15 protein-coding genes are annotated in these 14,617 nt (G+C 36.4%); 14 read left to right on the top strand and 1 reads right to left on the bottom strand.

Translation table 11 applies throughout. The features are described 5' to 3' along the window. Window positions 1-2: 2 nt before the first annotated feature. The 14 genes from NSQ49_RS25305 to NSQ49_RS25240 all read left to right on the top strand — a co-directional run bounded on the left by NSQ49_RS25305 (window position 3) and on the right by NSQ49_RS25240 (window position 14,373). Window positions 3-593: an HD-GYP domain-containing protein gene (locus NSQ49_RS25305; RefSeq protein ID WP_159868162.1), complete on the top strand. Its 591-nt coding sequence runs from the start codon at window positions 3-5 to the stop codon at window positions 591-593. Window positions 594-831: 238 nt separating this feature from the next. Next, complete coding sequence (locus tag NSQ49_RS25300) at window positions 832-2,358, top strand: hypothetical protein (RefSeq protein ID WP_159868159.1); 1,527 nt, start codon at window positions 832-834, stop codon at window positions 2,356-2,358. Further along, the gene (locus NSQ49_RS25295; protein ID WP_159868156.1) at window positions 2,355-3,119 is read left to right on the top strand and encodes a hypothetical protein; all 765 of its coding nucleotides are present in this window, start codon (window positions 2,355-2,357) and stop codon (window positions 3,117-3,119) included. Before NSQ49_RS25300 ends, NSQ49_RS25295 begins: the two co-directional genes overlap by 4 nt. A gap of 16 nt (window positions 3,120-3,135) precedes the next feature. Beyond that, window positions 3,136-4,293, top strand: coding sequence for a ParA family protein (locus NSQ49_RS25290; RefSeq protein WP_159868153.1), 1,158 nt, complete (start codon window positions 3,136-3,138; stop codon window positions 4,291-4,293). Between the two features lie 13 nt (window positions 4,294-4,306). Continuing rightward, entirely contained in the window at window positions 4,307-5,833 is a 1,527-nt protein-coding gene (locus tag NSQ49_RS25285; RefSeq protein ID WP_236566286.1) for an ATPase, T2SS/T4P/T4SS family, read from the top strand. Beyond that, window positions 5,826-6,809, top strand: a complete 984-nt coding sequence (locus NSQ49_RS25280; protein WP_019379623.1) for a hypothetical protein — start codon at window positions 5,826-5,828, stop codon at window positions 6,807-6,809. The genes NSQ49_RS25285 and NSQ49_RS25280 overlap by 8 nt, the downstream gene beginning before the upstream one ends. A gap of 15 nt (window positions 6,810-6,824) precedes the next feature. Then, the gene (locus NSQ49_RS25275) at window positions 6,825-7,739 is read left to right on the top strand and encodes a hypothetical protein (RefSeq protein WP_236566285.1); all 915 of its coding nucleotides are present in this window, start codon (window positions 6,825-6,827) and stop codon (window positions 7,737-7,739) included. 26 nt (window positions 7,740-7,765) lie between these two features. Next, the gene (locus NSQ49_RS25270; protein WP_157380284.1) at window positions 7,766-7,909 is read left to right on the top strand and encodes a hypothetical protein; all 144 of its coding nucleotides are present in this window, start codon (window positions 7,766-7,768) and stop codon (window positions 7,907-7,909) included. An 11-nt stretch (window positions 7,910-7,920) separates the two neighbouring features. After that, the gene (locus tag NSQ49_RS25265) at window positions 7,921-8,073 is read left to right on the top strand and encodes a hypothetical protein (RefSeq protein WP_019379620.1); all 153 of its coding nucleotides are present in this window, start codon (window positions 7,921-7,923) and stop codon (window positions 8,071-8,073) included. A gap of 27 nt (window positions 8,074-8,100) precedes the next feature. Beyond that, a complete protein-coding gene (locus NSQ49_RS25260) occupies window positions 8,101-8,262 on the top strand; it encodes a hypothetical protein (RefSeq protein ID WP_009336089.1) in 162 nt (53 codons plus the stop codon). A gap of 55 nt (window positions 8,263-8,317) precedes the next feature. Next, window positions 8,318-8,695 carry a hypothetical protein gene (locus tag NSQ49_RS25255; RefSeq protein WP_019379619.1) on the top strand — a complete coding sequence of 126 codons (378 nt, stop codon included), beginning with the start codon at window positions 8,318-8,320 and terminating at the stop codon, window positions 8,693-8,695. Between the two features lie 11 nt (window positions 8,696-8,706). Next, window positions 8,707-9,204: a peptidase M23 gene (locus NSQ49_RS25250; protein WP_159868150.1), complete on the top strand. Its 498-nt coding sequence runs from the start codon at window positions 8,707-8,709 to the stop codon at window positions 9,202-9,204. A gap of 358 nt (window positions 9,205-9,562) precedes the next feature. Continuing rightward, window positions 9,563-10,609, top strand: coding sequence for a hypothetical protein (locus NSQ49_RS25245; RefSeq protein ID WP_159868147.1), 1,047 nt, complete (start codon window positions 9,563-9,565; stop codon window positions 10,607-10,609). Between the two features lie 2 nt (window positions 10,610-10,611). Further along, on the top strand, window positions 10,612-14,373 hold the full coding sequence (locus NSQ49_RS25240) for an Ig-like domain-containing protein (RefSeq protein WP_251283957.1): 3,762 nt from the start codon (window positions 10,612-10,614) through the stop codon (window positions 14,371-14,373). A 51-nt stretch (window positions 14,374-14,424) separates the two neighbouring features. Here the strand turns inward: NSQ49_RS25240 and NSQ49_RS25235 are convergent, their stop codons facing one another. Continuing rightward, window positions 14,425-14,616: a hypothetical protein gene (locus NSQ49_RS25235; protein WP_019379616.1), complete on the bottom strand. Its 192-nt coding sequence runs from the start codon at window positions 14,614-14,616 to the stop codon at window positions 14,425-14,427. Between the last annotated feature and the right edge of the window lies 1 nt (window position 14,617).

Below are 14,617 nucleotides of genomic sequence, written 5' to 3'. Positions count from 1 at the left end.
AGGTGGAGAAAATTAACGAGGAGCTTTTAGAAGAAACTTACACTCTTGTTACAGCCTTATTTCATCACTGTCTCGATACGTATATGCACTCATTCAGGGTAGGGGATGAATTATATGCTTTCTCCAACTTCTTAGGATTTAGTAATGCTCAAGACATTTTTGTGCTGGGGCTTCTTCATGACATTGGTAAGCTTAAAATCCCTTACTCCTTGCTGAATAAAACTACACCTTTGACTGAAAGTGAATTTGCAGAGATAAGAAACCATGCCGACTACGGTAAAAAAATACTTTATAAGCTTGATGTCTTTCCTCCAGATTATACAATGTGTATTAAATATCATCATGAAAACTTTGATGGCAGCGGGTATTTTGGAATTGCGGGCAAAGAGATTCCACTTCTTGCTCGGATGATAAGAGTCATAGACAGTTACGATACTATGCTAAATGGAAGAATTTATCAGCATACTAAATGTCATGATGTAGTAGTTCACGAATTGTTATCTAATAAGGGGATACTATACGATCCAGATATAGTTGATCGATTTATACAATTTCTTTCAAAGCGATTTACACTGCAAGCTACTCGAATATAATGGTTGAATTTAGCAAATCGGGATGATACAATGGGATTACAACAATGCAGTTGCTTTATAGCCTTGAAGCAACAGCCTTTCTTAAAGTTTTTTAGTGTGGGCCTTCTAAGAGATTAGGAGGCCTGAAAAAAACTATAATAAAACGGGAAAAACCCGAAACCTAATTTCCAATCAATACTACATGGTATTGTTGGTGATTACGTTTCGGGTTTTTTGTTTTTTCCAGGAGTGATTTTAAATGCCTAGAAAAGTGCTTATTGCTGTAGGGGATAAATCGTATACAGACATATTGATTAATACGTTTCAGCAACATACAGAGGATTTCACCTTATCCTCCCAAGAAGTGCTGCATAGACGTTTCCTTCAAGAAATTGTTGAAATTGAAACCCCAGAAATATTAATTATGCACGATTATTACCTTGAAAGTGATTATAACCGACAGGAATTGAAAGACAAAGAGCTCATATTATTCCTTAAAGACATGCGGATACAGTTTGAAGACTCTTTACGTATCGTTTATTTATGTGAAAGGCCAAAAGGGGATCCAATCCTTTCAACAATAGTCAGTTTAGGGATTATGGATATTTTCAATACAAATTCATTTGATTTGAGTGTGTTTGTTGAACAGCTAAAAGCCAAACCACAATTCTCTAAAGTTGCTAAGTTCCTTTCATCAGAAATCTTTTCAGATACCTCTAAAGTCAAAGAAGTTGAGCACCGCTCCAGTGAGGAAGAAATAAACGAAAATGAAAGTAAAGCTGATGAAAACCACAACCATGAAAAGCAAAAGCAAGTCGTCCAAAAGGTAATTGAAAAGAAAGTCGTTCAAAAAGTCGTTAACAAAACCACTATCAAGAGGGACTACACTTTTCATGTACATAACCATAACGAAAAGATTGTAGGTATTCCTGTAAAAAAGAAATTAGTGATGATTGGTAGCCCGATTGAACGAAGTGGCAGCACATTTATTTCACATCTTTTGGCAAGGTGCTTAGCGAAAATGGGCGTTTCCACTACCTATGTAGAATCTCCATTCTCTAAATCGTATACATATGATCGATTTTTCGGGCATTTATATTCGGATGAGTACAAAAGTAAATTCTATCAATTCAGCAAGTACATAGATCCAAAGATTAAAAGCATATATGACTGGAGCAAATCAGAAGTAGATATTATTTGCAAACACCCCACTAAAGAGCCGCTTTATCAGGAGGAGGACGTTTCATTTGATGCACTTATCAAAGTATTGTTCTCTTCTAACTCGACAGTAACCATAATGGATGTTGGTACTGACTGGCAATACGAACTCTATCAAGATGTATTTGACATTGCTGATCATGCTTACTTCATTCTTGAACCTGATATTCCTTTTATCCAGCATTTTGAGGAATCAAGTGAAAAATCAATTGAGTTTCTACAAAAGCAGCTTCAGTCTGATAAATCTTCATTGGTAGGAAATCGATTTGATAAAGCTCTAATGAAAAACGAATTGCTTAAGGATCTTTACCTGGAGAAAATGATAACCCATTTACCTTCTTTTCCAGTAACAGATGTGTTTCAAGCACAGTTCCAGGGATTATTCTTGAATGATACAAAAGATTACGAAAAACAATTGGAATCAAGTTTGCGGCCGCTTTTGGAAGATATCCTTCCTGGTGATTTTCTTAAGAAACAAAAGAAAGCTTCTGGAGTATTTAAGGGGCTCTTTAATAAGAAGATTAGTGTTGAAAAAGCGGAATCCAAAGGAGAGGAGACAACTGTATGAAGCCGGGAGTCAAAATAGCTTTAGGAATATTCACTTCCGTGGCTACTGCAGGATTTATTTTTGTATACGATTTTTATATAAAAGATCGTATTTATTCAGCAGAAGTAGTCGTTGTGAAAGCTGGGGAAGAAATTCTTAAGTCTGAAAGTATAACCAAAAATAAGTTAGCTATAGAAAGAAGGCCAAAAGAGGCACTAATTGACGATGTGGTACTTGCACAAGATATGGACCAAATAGTGGGGCAGGACTCATCCGTCAATATCGTAGGAAACTCAATGATATCAACTAAAATGATTGATTTTGAACAATTGATTCCCGATGAAACCGAAGGAGAAGCTATTCGCCCTATTACAAAGGAAATGATTTATGCTCAACCAGGTTCATTGCGAAGGAAAGACTCTATTGATATATATCTTGTCAATCAGGATGGAACAACGAATCTTATTACCAACGGTTCTCCCGAAGTTACCTCTGAAACAAAGGAAGAAACAGATTCAAAAGAGGCAGAGTCTAAAGAAAAAGTTGAAATCAATACTTCAGTCAACACTAAGCCATTCCTTAAAGATGTAAGAGTGGTGTACGTAAAGGATTCCGGCAATAAAGAAGTCGTATCTGCTGCTGAAGGTAACAAAGGCGATAAACGCTTAGATGCTACCTCTACCATCAGTGATCTGGAAGTGATATTAAATGAAGAGGACTTTACAAAATTAATGGGTGAGGTACTTGGTAAGGGAGCCCGCTTATATATTACTTACCATTAAAGGAGAGTATTATCCCATGAATCTATTAGTGATATCAAAAAACTCTATCTATAAAGAACGGTTTGAAAAACATGAGGAAATCACGACAGTACTTATAATTGACGAAGCAACAAAAACAAATGTTGAAATCAATGCCATTTTATTAGATGGTGAGAGTTTTGATTTAGATAGTTTACAACAAGTTAGAGATCTTTTTCCGGAGAGTTTAGTCTTTTATAAACCGCTTGGAGTAAACAGCGATATTATCATGCGAAATATTACCCGCTTATGTGCTGCCTATAAGGTCAAGGTCTTAAGTGAATATTCAACAGTGGATCAAGTTGTAGATGAAATTATTAATCAGATTACAAACAAAGATGATTACCTTTCAAAAAGACTTGTCAGTTTTTTCGGTACCCATAGCGGGGCGGGTGTTTCAACTACTACCCTAAATCTTGCCCGGTCACTCTCGAATAAGATAGAAGAGAAAGTCCTGGTCCTAAGTTTAAACAGCTGGGATCCATCTGATTATTTTTATCACTATAACGGAAATTATTTAAATGACTTAAAAGTTGACCTGAAGACCCAAAACTTAACACCAGCAAGGCTTTCAGAAGCGGTTTCACATCAAAATGGGTTTTATCACCTTGCAGGAAACCGGGATATTAAGATGCAACGGTTTTACCAACCACATGAAATTGAACATCTTATTAAAGTCGCTCAGCAACTATTCGATGTGATTTTAATCGATGCCGGTACTCATTTTGATACCGCTCCAACGGTTCAATCCTATATATCTAGCAATTTACGCTTTTTGGTAACAAACCAAGAAGAAAAAGGTTATAGAGGTTACTTCCCTTACGTTTTCCAACAACTTATTGAGCCTACTGGTGGTGTGTCAGACGACTTTATGTTGATTATTAATCGTTTTCAACCGGCCAACATGCTAATTAATGAAAAGGCATTAGAAGAAGAGCTCGGAATGACCAAGGTAGCCACACTGCCTGATATGGGTGACCTAGGAGCGATGGCCGCATATCAAAAGAGGCTCCTATATGATGTATCGGATTCTTATTATACAAAAAACTTAGACCTGCTATCGAATTTAATTATTTCTGAATGTAGGCTAACCGAAAAAGAGCAGCTTATAGAAGAACGGAATGAGAAAAAGAGATTCTTTTCTTTCTTGAAATAGGAGGTGGTTATCGTTGAAGCAAATTAAAATGGAATTGGGAGTCGAAAAAGAATTTAGTTCTTCTGATTGGTTGGCAGAGACCGTTCAAAAAAAAGGGTTAAAAGTAAATTACATTACAACCTTTGCGAGAAAGAGGTCCTTTAAAGATATCTGCCAAAAGGTCCGGGAGCAATTAAATGACATTATTGTAGATGGATCCATTTCAGAACCTAACAGAGAAAAAGGAAAAGACCTCGATGAAGTACACTACAATGAAAATATTTGGTTGGAACGTCAGCATAAAGCAGTAATTGGTGATGCACAAGCAATGTCTTACTTTATTACGAAGATCAATGAGGTTTTACAAACAGAGAATATTACCACTAATGAGTATCCTCGCTTTTATGATTCCCTTGCTGAAGCTATCTTTCATGAAGTATGGGGAGTCAGTATCCTTCACAAATGGGACAAGCTTCCGAATAGTGAAGCAGCCGTCATACGTGGAAAAGAACTTTGGCTTGATATTGATGGTCAATTTACAAAACAAATAGAGGAATTTGAAAATGTAGAGGCTGTCGAACGAATAAAAAGGGCTTTTACTATGAGGGTCAAAGATGCGGTTATTAATGAACAAACACCGGAACTTGAAATAGAAAGAGAAGACGGAAGCCGTATCACTATGATCCAAAAACCAAGAGGGAAAGAAAATTACATCATGTTCCGCCGCTTTGTTGTAAAAAATATGAGCCTTGAGGAACAAGCTAATTTAGGAACTATTCTTGTAGATGATATTCCCTTGTTTCGTGCATTATCCAGGGTAATGGCTAACACCATTTTTGCCGGCCGTGTCCGGTCCGCTAAGTCGACTTTTATGAAATCTATGTTGAGAGAACGGGATTCCAGCTATGTTGCTGCTGTTATGGAGAAGCACTTTGAGTTGGATTTATCCAAACAATTTAAAGACCGGCTTATCTTTGAAATACAAGCCAAAGAAGGCGATCTCCATCATGCTGTCCCAAGACTGCTAAGAATGGAGCACGACTATATCATAGTTGGAGAAATACGAAGTCTTGAAACTGAAGGCTATCTCCAAGCTTGTGAACGTGGGGAAAGGGGAGCATTTTCAACCTATCACCTTACATCTGTAGAAAATGTGGCACCGCAGATTACCCGACATATCTTAGACGAGTTTCCTAATCGGAACTTTGAAAATGAATTGGAACGAGTAGCGCGTAATATTGACATTATTGTAACCATGAGCGCGGATCGAGATAGGAGAAGAAAGCGAGTTATTGGAGTCACCGAAATCATATGGGATGAAGATAAAAGGGCTCACCGAACACAAGATTTAGTCAGGTACAGTCCAGTAACAGATAAATATTACTATTCTTCTAATATCACAAAAGATTTATTAACTCTTATGGCAGCTGAAAGTCTAGAAGATACAAAAATTCTCATTAAGCATTTAAAAGATAAAGAAAGACAATCACCAATGAAGGATTACTTAAAAATAAAGGATCAAATTATCGATACCCTCTTGGGAGAGAATCTAGATGGATAGCATCTTACACTGGGTATGGCAAATTGGCGTAAATTACTTTCTATATGCAATTCTTCTCTGCCTGTCATTATGGACTGCTAAAACAATTATGCTGTCATCAATAAAAACGAAGGTAAATGAGTGGAATTACAAATATAGGATCCGGAAGGTCAAAACGAAAGCTGTTTTGTCTAGGAGTCACGAATACAAAAATCCCCTATTAAAGCATCTTAACCTATTAATAAAAACGACTAGTGAAGAAAGGAATGAAAACAGTGTAGAAATTTTCCTTATTCTTTCAATACTGTTAGGGGTCTTATCAGGAGTTTTTATCCTATTCGTTTTTGGAGATATTTTTGTATCTGTGACGTTTGGCTTTCTATTACTTTTAATCCCTTATTTATTCTTAAGGTTAAAACTTAATAAGATACGTTATCTCATGAGTTTGGAATTTCTGAACATAGTTCAAAAGCTTACTCAAAATTACAATGCAATGCATAACGATATGTATCATGCTTTATCTGAAACTCAAAAAGATATCAGGAGTCCAGAATTAAGGAAAGTAATCGTTAAGTTAATTTCTGATCTCCAGGTCTCAAGGAATGAGTATGAACTCCGTGAAAGTGTTCAGGTATTTACTTATACAGCAGGGACAAACTGGTCGAAACGTCTAGGAAGTATTATCTTAAAGGCTTACCTCTATAACGAAAAGGTTCTTAATGCCTTAATGGTATTAACAAAGCAGATGGAAGAAACGGAAGAAATGTTAGAAGAAGAAAAATCTCAAACAATGGATTCTGTATACAACGGATACTTAACCATTCCGGTTTTTATTGGGTCGCTTATCCTTGGGTACTACTCTTCTGGTGCTCAGGATTGGTGGAAACTGCAGTTTGGTAGCCAATGGACCATCCTATTATTTTCAGTTTGTTTATTAGGCGTTGTTTTCTCAATTATTATTTCGGCATTCCTGAAAAGGCCCAAAAATGACTTATAAGAGGAGCGTAACCCCTTGGCTGAGACTATTTTCTTTAAATATCTTCCATATGTAATGTATACACTCTCTCTTCTTTTATCATGTTTAGCCGGTGTGTTGGTTTATACAGGATTAAGTTCACAAGCAGAAAGAGTACAAACCCGAATCCGTTTCAGAAATAGCTTAATAAAGAATAAAGAGAAGCTTGTTTCTAGTTCAAAAGAAACTAAAGCAGAGGAATGGCTAAAGCTTGCTCAGTATCCTTTGGGCATTACTGGTTTAAAATACTATCTTGTTACTTTTGGGTTCATCCTTTTCCTAACTATATACTACGTAATTCTTCCGATTTTCATTAATGGAGGAGCACAGAAATTAACAATGGTAGCAGCTGTTATCATCTTATTACTTGCTCTCCTGGCTGCACCAAGCAACCCATATTCTTTGTTTGTTTATTTGATGAAGAGAGTTATCGAATACCACCAAGCAAAAAAGCACGCGGAAGTTTTTATGTTATATGACTTACTAATTAACGAGATTGAAATGATGAACATCAGCAGGATCAATACCTATAATATATTGCGAAATATTAAACCCTACTTCGTTGTTTTGGACAAGCCACTCACAAAACTTCTAACTGCCTGGAGTAACGATGAAGGACCAAAAGCGGCTTTAGAGCAGTTTGAAAAAGAGCTTAATTCAAAAGAATCCCAGGCGTTAATAGGTGTTATAAAAAGTTTAGATGACTTAGACAGAAAAACCGCTTTGGGACATTTACGCGGAATGCATAATATGTTTGTTCGTTCGCAAATTGAAAATTATAGAAGGAAGAGAAAAATCACTACTGATTTATTAGGAATTCCTATTAAGATAACTCACTTTTTGATAATCCTGAACTTCCTTGTGGTCATCGTAACAATGGTATCAGTTATATTGAAATCTTCCAGAATGTAATAATTCTACATTCCTTTAAGGAGGTGATGTCGATAAATACTTCACTAAGCACATTTATGAAAATTGCCATCACTGCAGTTGTAATCAGTGCCTTTATTTTTGGAGCTATGTTTACAGATATGGGCAGCATTTCAGATTCCATTGCTGATTACATAACAAATAGTGGATAGGGTGAAAACGTGTGAATAAATCATTAGCCACTTTTATGTTAATGGCATCTATCGTCATAATTATCACTGGACTTCTCTTTGGAGTTGCCTATGATTCTTTAAAGCAAAAAAATAATCATCATGAACAAATGTTAAATACTGAGCACCAAATAAAATTTAAATAAATTATTTATTATTGGAGGAATTTAACCATGAATCAAACATTATCTACATTCTTAAAAATTGCAGTAACAGTAGTATCGATTAGCGCATTTCTATTCTTTATTGGATACAACATGATCAGCTCAGAATCTACAGAATATCAAACTGAAATTACTGGTATTAGTAACAACCTGCCATCTGATGGTAATTAATTTTTAAATGAGGGGGAGGCATCATAGCTTCCCCCTTACTAAGGAGGATTCTTAAATGTCAAAGACATTAGGAGAATGGATGACCCTTTTTATTGTCATAAATATTATGTTTGCTCCGATTCTGGCTTATCTTGATAGTCTACATAGAGAAGCTGTAGAAGTAGTTCTCACCGAGGGAGCAAAGAAAGCATCGATAGAAGGCAGATTCACTCCCGCTATTATTGATGAGATGAAAGACACTTTAGTAGATAGGTATAACTTTGATGAATCAAAAATTAAGGTAACAGCCACACAATCATTAACACCCCGTAACCAATATATAGAAGCAAGTATTGAAGCCCCAAGAAGTTTCATTTTTATTCTAGATATTTTTAATCAAGGTCCGGGTACTTTTAAAAAGGAAACCAAAATCTTAAGTGAATATATTAATTAGGAGTTATTTGTATGGCTACTACCCTTAGAACCATTCTATTTATTCTCTTATTCGCATTCATAACGCAAATTCAATTTAATCTTGATGCTGATAAAACAGCTACAAGGCAATTAAAAAATGCTTTGGAGTTAGCTGTTCACGACGCTGCCTTAGCTGTTAATCCTGAACAGTTGGGAAATGGACGAATTGTTTTTGATCAGGATAAGGCCATAGATAAGCTTAAAGCCAGTTTAGAAAAAAATTTAGATATTAAAAGTGGTTCCGGATTTGTTTATACACCAAATAAAAGTTCTTTTTATAAGAATGATATATTTCTTTTGCATCTTGAATTTATAGATGATAGTTATCCAAGGACCTATCCTTTTACTTACGTTAATGACCAATTCAAGATTATGGAAACTGTTGATGGTCCTAGTGTCATAGCAGTTATTAGTACTGAAAGCCCCCGCTGGTTTGTCGGAGATTCGAGCTTTATAAGGCAGGCAGCGGTTTATGAATATAAAAAATAAATAATGGCTCTTATTTAATTGACCCATAATACCCATATGTATTATGATTAAATTAATATATGGCTAACGGGAAAAACCCGAATGAATGATTGAACTTATTCAATTGTTTGTTCGGGTTTTTTTGTATTCATATTTAACCAATGTTTGAAAAGTCTTCCAAAATTTAATATAATAGTCTCAGATGTTAGCTTTTACTATTTTATTGCATCTCCTACTTTGGAGTTAGCGGATTCACAAAAAGAGCGGTTCTTTGGGACTTAAGAGTTACAAGGCTTATAGTATTTATTTACTATTGCCTAAAAACCTCTACCAAGGAGCCGTTTTTGTTTTGTGAAAAAAAATATAGGGGGAAGAACACATGTTGAGACAAAAGAATGCAACAAAAATCGAGGAAAATTCTAGAGAAAGAAGGGGAAGACGAATGAGGAAATTTATGAAGGCAACGTTAGCGACACTATTAGCTGCAAATATAGGAGGGATCTTTCAAAGTAATTCCGTAGAAGCAAGTTCAAAGGCCAGCTGCAGTATGACAATTCAATCGGATATTCATACAGAAAACAACTGGGCAAATGCAACCGGTCCCTGCAATGGGTTGGTTAACGGCTTTTATTCTGCAAGCGCTAATAACTTTCATGTTGTTGGCCACGTTACTACTGAAGTAACAAGAAGCGGTCAAAAGTTCACAATATCTATCTTCGAGGAGCCTTTTCAAGCGGAACTAACTGTAACAACTATCTTGAAGGCGAAACCGAAACCAGAGCCTAAGCCCGAGCCAAAACCAGAACCTAAACCAGAACCGAAGCCTCAGCCTAAGCCTAAGCCTGAGCCAAAACCACAACCAAAGCCAGAACCGAAACCTCAGCCTAAACCTGAGCCTAAGCCACAGCCTAAGCCAGAGTCAAAACCGACAACGAAGCCGGTGTCTAAACCTACAGAAACTCAAAGTCAAACAAATAAGACATCAACTTCATCTAATAGTAGCGGTGGAAGCAGTAAAAACACTTCAACAAATACCACAACAACATCAAAGGCAAAAGGCAATGAGGAAAATTCTAAATCAGTCACTGAAAAACAAGTAAAAGAGGTGGCGAGTGCATCAACTAAACCTTCTGGAGATAAAGAAAGCTCCAATGATGAAGCAGCAAAAGAAAAAGACGATAGCAAATCTGAAGATGAAAAGTCATCTGAAGATACTATAAATCAAGATGAGGATAACGGTGGTGATGGAGAAGAAAAATCAATTCAAACAGAAGAAAAAATTAATAGTCAATCTGCTTTAAAAGATGTTTCTAGTGATAGCAACCAAAATTCTAGTAACAATAAAATTTGGGTTGGCTTTTCCTTATTAATCTTAATGGCGATTGGAGGAGTTATTTGGTTTTTCAAATTTAGAAAGGTGAGATAGATTTGAATCGTATCAAATTCAAATTAATAGCATTTCTATTCTTTTTACTTGTAGGGGGAAGTATTTTCTTCTTCCCCTCTGCAAGTTCCGCTGAATATTCTCCATTTGATGTTCCAAGTACAGTAAGAAGTGGGTGGAATAAAACGCCTGGTGGGAAACATTACAAAGAGAACACCGGGAGAATGCTCATTTACGATGTATATTACAACAAATATATATCTGGCGGACAACGTATCGTTAACAAGAATTTTAACGGTACGGGAACACAACCTTATTTAGAATTTAGAGGCTGGTCAGTAATTTTTGGACATAAACGGCATTTAAGTTCTAATAACGAAACCTACATCGCAGCTCAAAAAGTTGCTGGTAGTGGAGCCGGGGCAATAAAAATATTTAGAGCACAGCAACGAGGATTATACGCTACCGAAGATCTTGAGTACAATAACCAAGGATCTGGTATCTATAACGAATGTTCCGCTTCAACAACGAATACTCCAAACTATGATTGTAATATGCGTTATGAAAGTGTAGGATTTGATGCTTATTTACCTCTTAATGAATTATTCCCTGACGACAGTAAAGATGCTGTTTGGTCCCTCTATCTAATAAAAAAGGTAGACTCTCATATTGTCTATACACCTCTAATAGTTCCTTTTGATTTTTCAAATAGAGATTTTAAATATGGGAGCATTTCTTTATCTAGCGGACAAAACACCAATAAACTGACGATGAATACCGATGAAGTTTTAAGGCGTTCCAAACCACGTGAAGCAGCTGCAAGTGTACGGGATGAGTTAGGGTCTGATCGTTACTTTACAAACAATACGACTTATACTCGTGTTGATTCGGAGGAATCTCAAACAGCTGTATGGTATGGAGTAAGGAGCCCTAAAGATAGCAATAAAACCAAATGGGCTGCCACTTCTTATTGGCGCTTTTCAGGAGATCAGGCCAGAATATCATATATTACTGAAAACGATCCACCTGAACATATTGCCGATAGTATCACTAATCATCGTTTTCGAGATGGCAGTAATCATTGGGTTCAACCTAATGATACGGTGACTGTAATGCTCCGCCAATACGATAAAGAATCAGGAAATAAAAATCAGTTCTTAAGAATGCTTGGAAGTGGGGTTGAGGTTCGAGCACGACATGATTTCTTTGATGCCACTAACCATAACTACCATTGGGTCAAAAGTAATCATTTAGTAATTGAAGCAGCAAAAAGGACTGAAAATACCAAGTATGGAAAAGTCGAATGGAGTGTCACTCCTAAAACACATGGCCATACATATGACGTCCAGTACCATTACACTGATAATGTGGGAAATGCTGTAGGATATGATACTGGCTCAGGAAATACCGGTCTTAAATTAAGTGTTGATGGCGTCGCTCCGACTAATATAACAAACAGTCTTACAGGGGCAAGATATATTAACGGAAATGATTACTGGGTAAGAGAAAATGAATCAGTAACCATTACATTAAGACAAAGGGACCCTCATTCCGGAAACAAATACCAATATCTTAGATTATTAGGAAGTGGGGTTGAGGTTAGATCTCGCCATGATTTCGCCGCTGCTTCAGATTATAACAACCATTGGATTAAAAGTAACCACCTTGTTATCGATGAAGCTAATAGGACCGAAAATACTGATTATGGTACTGTGAAATGGAATGTTACCCCAAAAACACATGGACATAATTACGATATCCAATATCACTATTTTGATAATGTAAACAATGGTAGAGGATACGATACCGGTGAAGGAGACACAGGTATGAATTTACGTGTTGATAGCGTTTCTCCTTCTCATATATCCCATAGCTTAACCGGTGCCAAATACGTTAACAATAATGTTTATTGGGTAAACTCTGATGATAAAGTCACAGTACAATTGATGCAACATGACGGTGATTCTGGAAATAAGCGACAATATTTACGTTTGGCAGGCAACAATATCGATGTGCGTTCCAGCCACTATTTTAGTGAAAGTACTAATCACCAGGACTCGTTCTTTAAAAGTTCACACGCAGTTATTGAAGCGGCTAACAGACAAGAACAAACAGCTTATGGAAAAGTGAATTGGACAGTGGTACCCAAAACACACGGCCACCTTTATGATATACAATATTATTATCAAGATAACGTCGACAATATTAGCAATGTTGTAATCGATGAATCGGCTAAAGGTTATCAATCTACAAATATGAAACTTGGCGTTGATGATGCAGGACCAGTTATTCAATACCGAAATAATGAAGATACAGCTGATTTTTCTAGTAGAGATTGGAGCAAGGAGAGCATTAAGGTTCGACTCAAATTTAACGATGCTCATTCTGGTTATAAAAGATCCCGATATGTCTGGACACAATCCTCTAGTACTCCAACTGAATCGCAGTGGTCTTCCTGGTCAACCAACTCAAATTATGTAGTAACGAAATCAGGAAAAGGGCAATGGTACCTTCATGTACAATCTGAAGATAATGTTGGTAACGTGTCCACTACGTATAAAGGTGCTTATAAGTTCAATAACCCTCCAGTAGCTGGGTTTAATACAGATAAAACAACCTATTATCGTGATGGAACCATTAAGGTTACTTCGACTGCCACTGACCCGGATGGAGACCCACTGACTTACCATTATGTGCTTGTAAAAGCAGATGGCACTAAGGTAACCAGTACTTCCGTTAATCCTTCTTTTACTGGATTGGATAAGCCTGGTACCTTTACTATTACTCAAACCGTAAAGGATCCTGAAGGGGCAACAGATAGCATTACAAAATCGGTAGAAGTCGTGAATAGACCGCCTACTGCAGGATTCAATACCGATAAAGCAAAATATTTTAACAATGAATCAATTAAAATTACATCTACTGCTTCTGATATTGATGGTGATAAATTAACATACGTTTATGAGTTAACGAAGCCTGATGGCAGTAAAGTTACTTCTTCCGCTGCTAATCCTACGTTTAATGGTTTGCAATTAATTGGTGTTTATACCATAGTACAAACTGTTAAAGATACCTATAACGCTACAGACACCATCACTAAAACAATCGAAGTGGTTAACAGACCTTCAACAATTACGTTGACGTATGACCCAACTGATCCTTATGAAGGAGATACAATTAATGTTTGCGTAAGGGTTCATGATGCAGATGGTCATAAAATGGATGTGAAAATCTATGTTACAGAAGAGGGGACATTTGAAAAGACAGTACTTACTAAAACAAAAGTAGTCTCCGATACCAAACATTGCTACAGCTTTGTTTCCAAACATAAGAAATATACATTCCGGGCAACCTCCGATGACGGATATGATGAGACTGAGGTTTCAACCTGGGTGAATGTAAAACCTCTAATTCTAAAAGGTTACGTCAAACACACCCCAGATTGGCAAAATAAACACCAGTCATTAGGTCACAAAGATAATCAGTTTTATAGCGGAGAAAAATTCTTGTTAGAAGCTGATGTTTCACCATATCCAGTCGAATATGTTAAAAGTACTTTAAAGGCATTACAGACCAATTCTGTTTCAATTAACAAAACGGTCAGCCTTAAGAAGGGAACTTCAATTCTATACAAAGGAGAGTTGTATGACCCTGCTTTTATAGAATACCCAACAAATATAAAGCCAGGGCCGGCTATCTTTGAATTTGAAGTAAAATATACCAACGGTGTTATTAAAAAAGATAGTGTACCAATTGATATTCTTGCAGATTCTTATAAAGCGTTTAAGCTTCATAGAAAGTATTAATCAATAAAGAAACTCCACAGCTACCGAATGTAGCAATGGAGTTTTTTCTTTTTATACATAATTTTTCTTTTCAAGTTTAGGCTTTGGTGTAACAATCAGAGGTGGGAGAATTTCATCGTCCTTAGCAGTTGTAATGTTCTCAGAATTATTTAGAATATCTATAGAGTAATTCGCTCCAGTTGAGCAGCCGCTCATTAGCAATCCGATAGTAATAGAAGAGGTTACAAGCAATTTTTTATTCATG

Origin of the sequence: Cytobacillus sp. FSL R5-0377 (assembly GCF_038004385.1) — a bacterium.
Taxonomy (GTDB): domain Bacteria; phylum Bacillota; class Bacilli; order Bacillales; family Cytobacillaceae; genus Cytobacillus.
This window is presented reverse-complemented; position numbering and strand designations above follow the sequence as displayed.

Coding starts and splice junctions, on each gene's coding strand:
- NSQ49_RS25300 (WP_159868159.1), top strand. CDS start 832: ATGCCTAGAAAAGTGCTTATTGCTGTAGGGGATAAATCGTATACAGAC.
- NSQ49_RS25295 (WP_159868156.1), top strand. CDS start 2,355: ATGAAGCCGGGAGTCAAAATAGCTTTAGGAATATTCACTTCCGTGGCT.
- NSQ49_RS25290 (WP_159868153.1), top strand. CDS start 3,136: ATGAATCTATTAGTGATATCAAAAAACTCTATCTATAAAGAACGGTTT.
- NSQ49_RS25280 (WP_019379623.1), top strand. CDS start 5,826: ATGGATAGCATCTTACACTGGGTATGGCAAATTGGCGTAAATTACTTT.
- NSQ49_RS25270 (WP_157380284.1), top strand. CDS start 7,766: ATGTCGATAAATACTTCACTAAGCACATTTATGAAAATTGCCATCACT.
- NSQ49_RS25260 (WP_009336089.1), top strand. CDS start 8,101: ATGAATCAAACATTATCTACATTCTTAAAAATTGCAGTAACAGTAGTA.
- NSQ49_RS25255 (WP_019379619.1), top strand. CDS start 8,318: ATGTCAAAGACATTAGGAGAATGGATGACCCTTTTTATTGTCATAAAT.
- NSQ49_RS25250 (WP_159868150.1), top strand. CDS start 8,707: ATGGCTACTACCCTTAGAACCATTCTATTTATTCTCTTATTCGCATTC.
- NSQ49_RS25245 (WP_159868147.1), top strand. CDS start 9,563: ATGTTGAGACAAAAGAATGCAACAAAAATCGAGGAAAATTCTAGAGAA.
- NSQ49_RS25235 (WP_019379616.1), bottom strand. CDS start 14,616: ATGAATAAAAAATTGCTTGTAACCTCTTCTATTACTATCGGATTGCTA.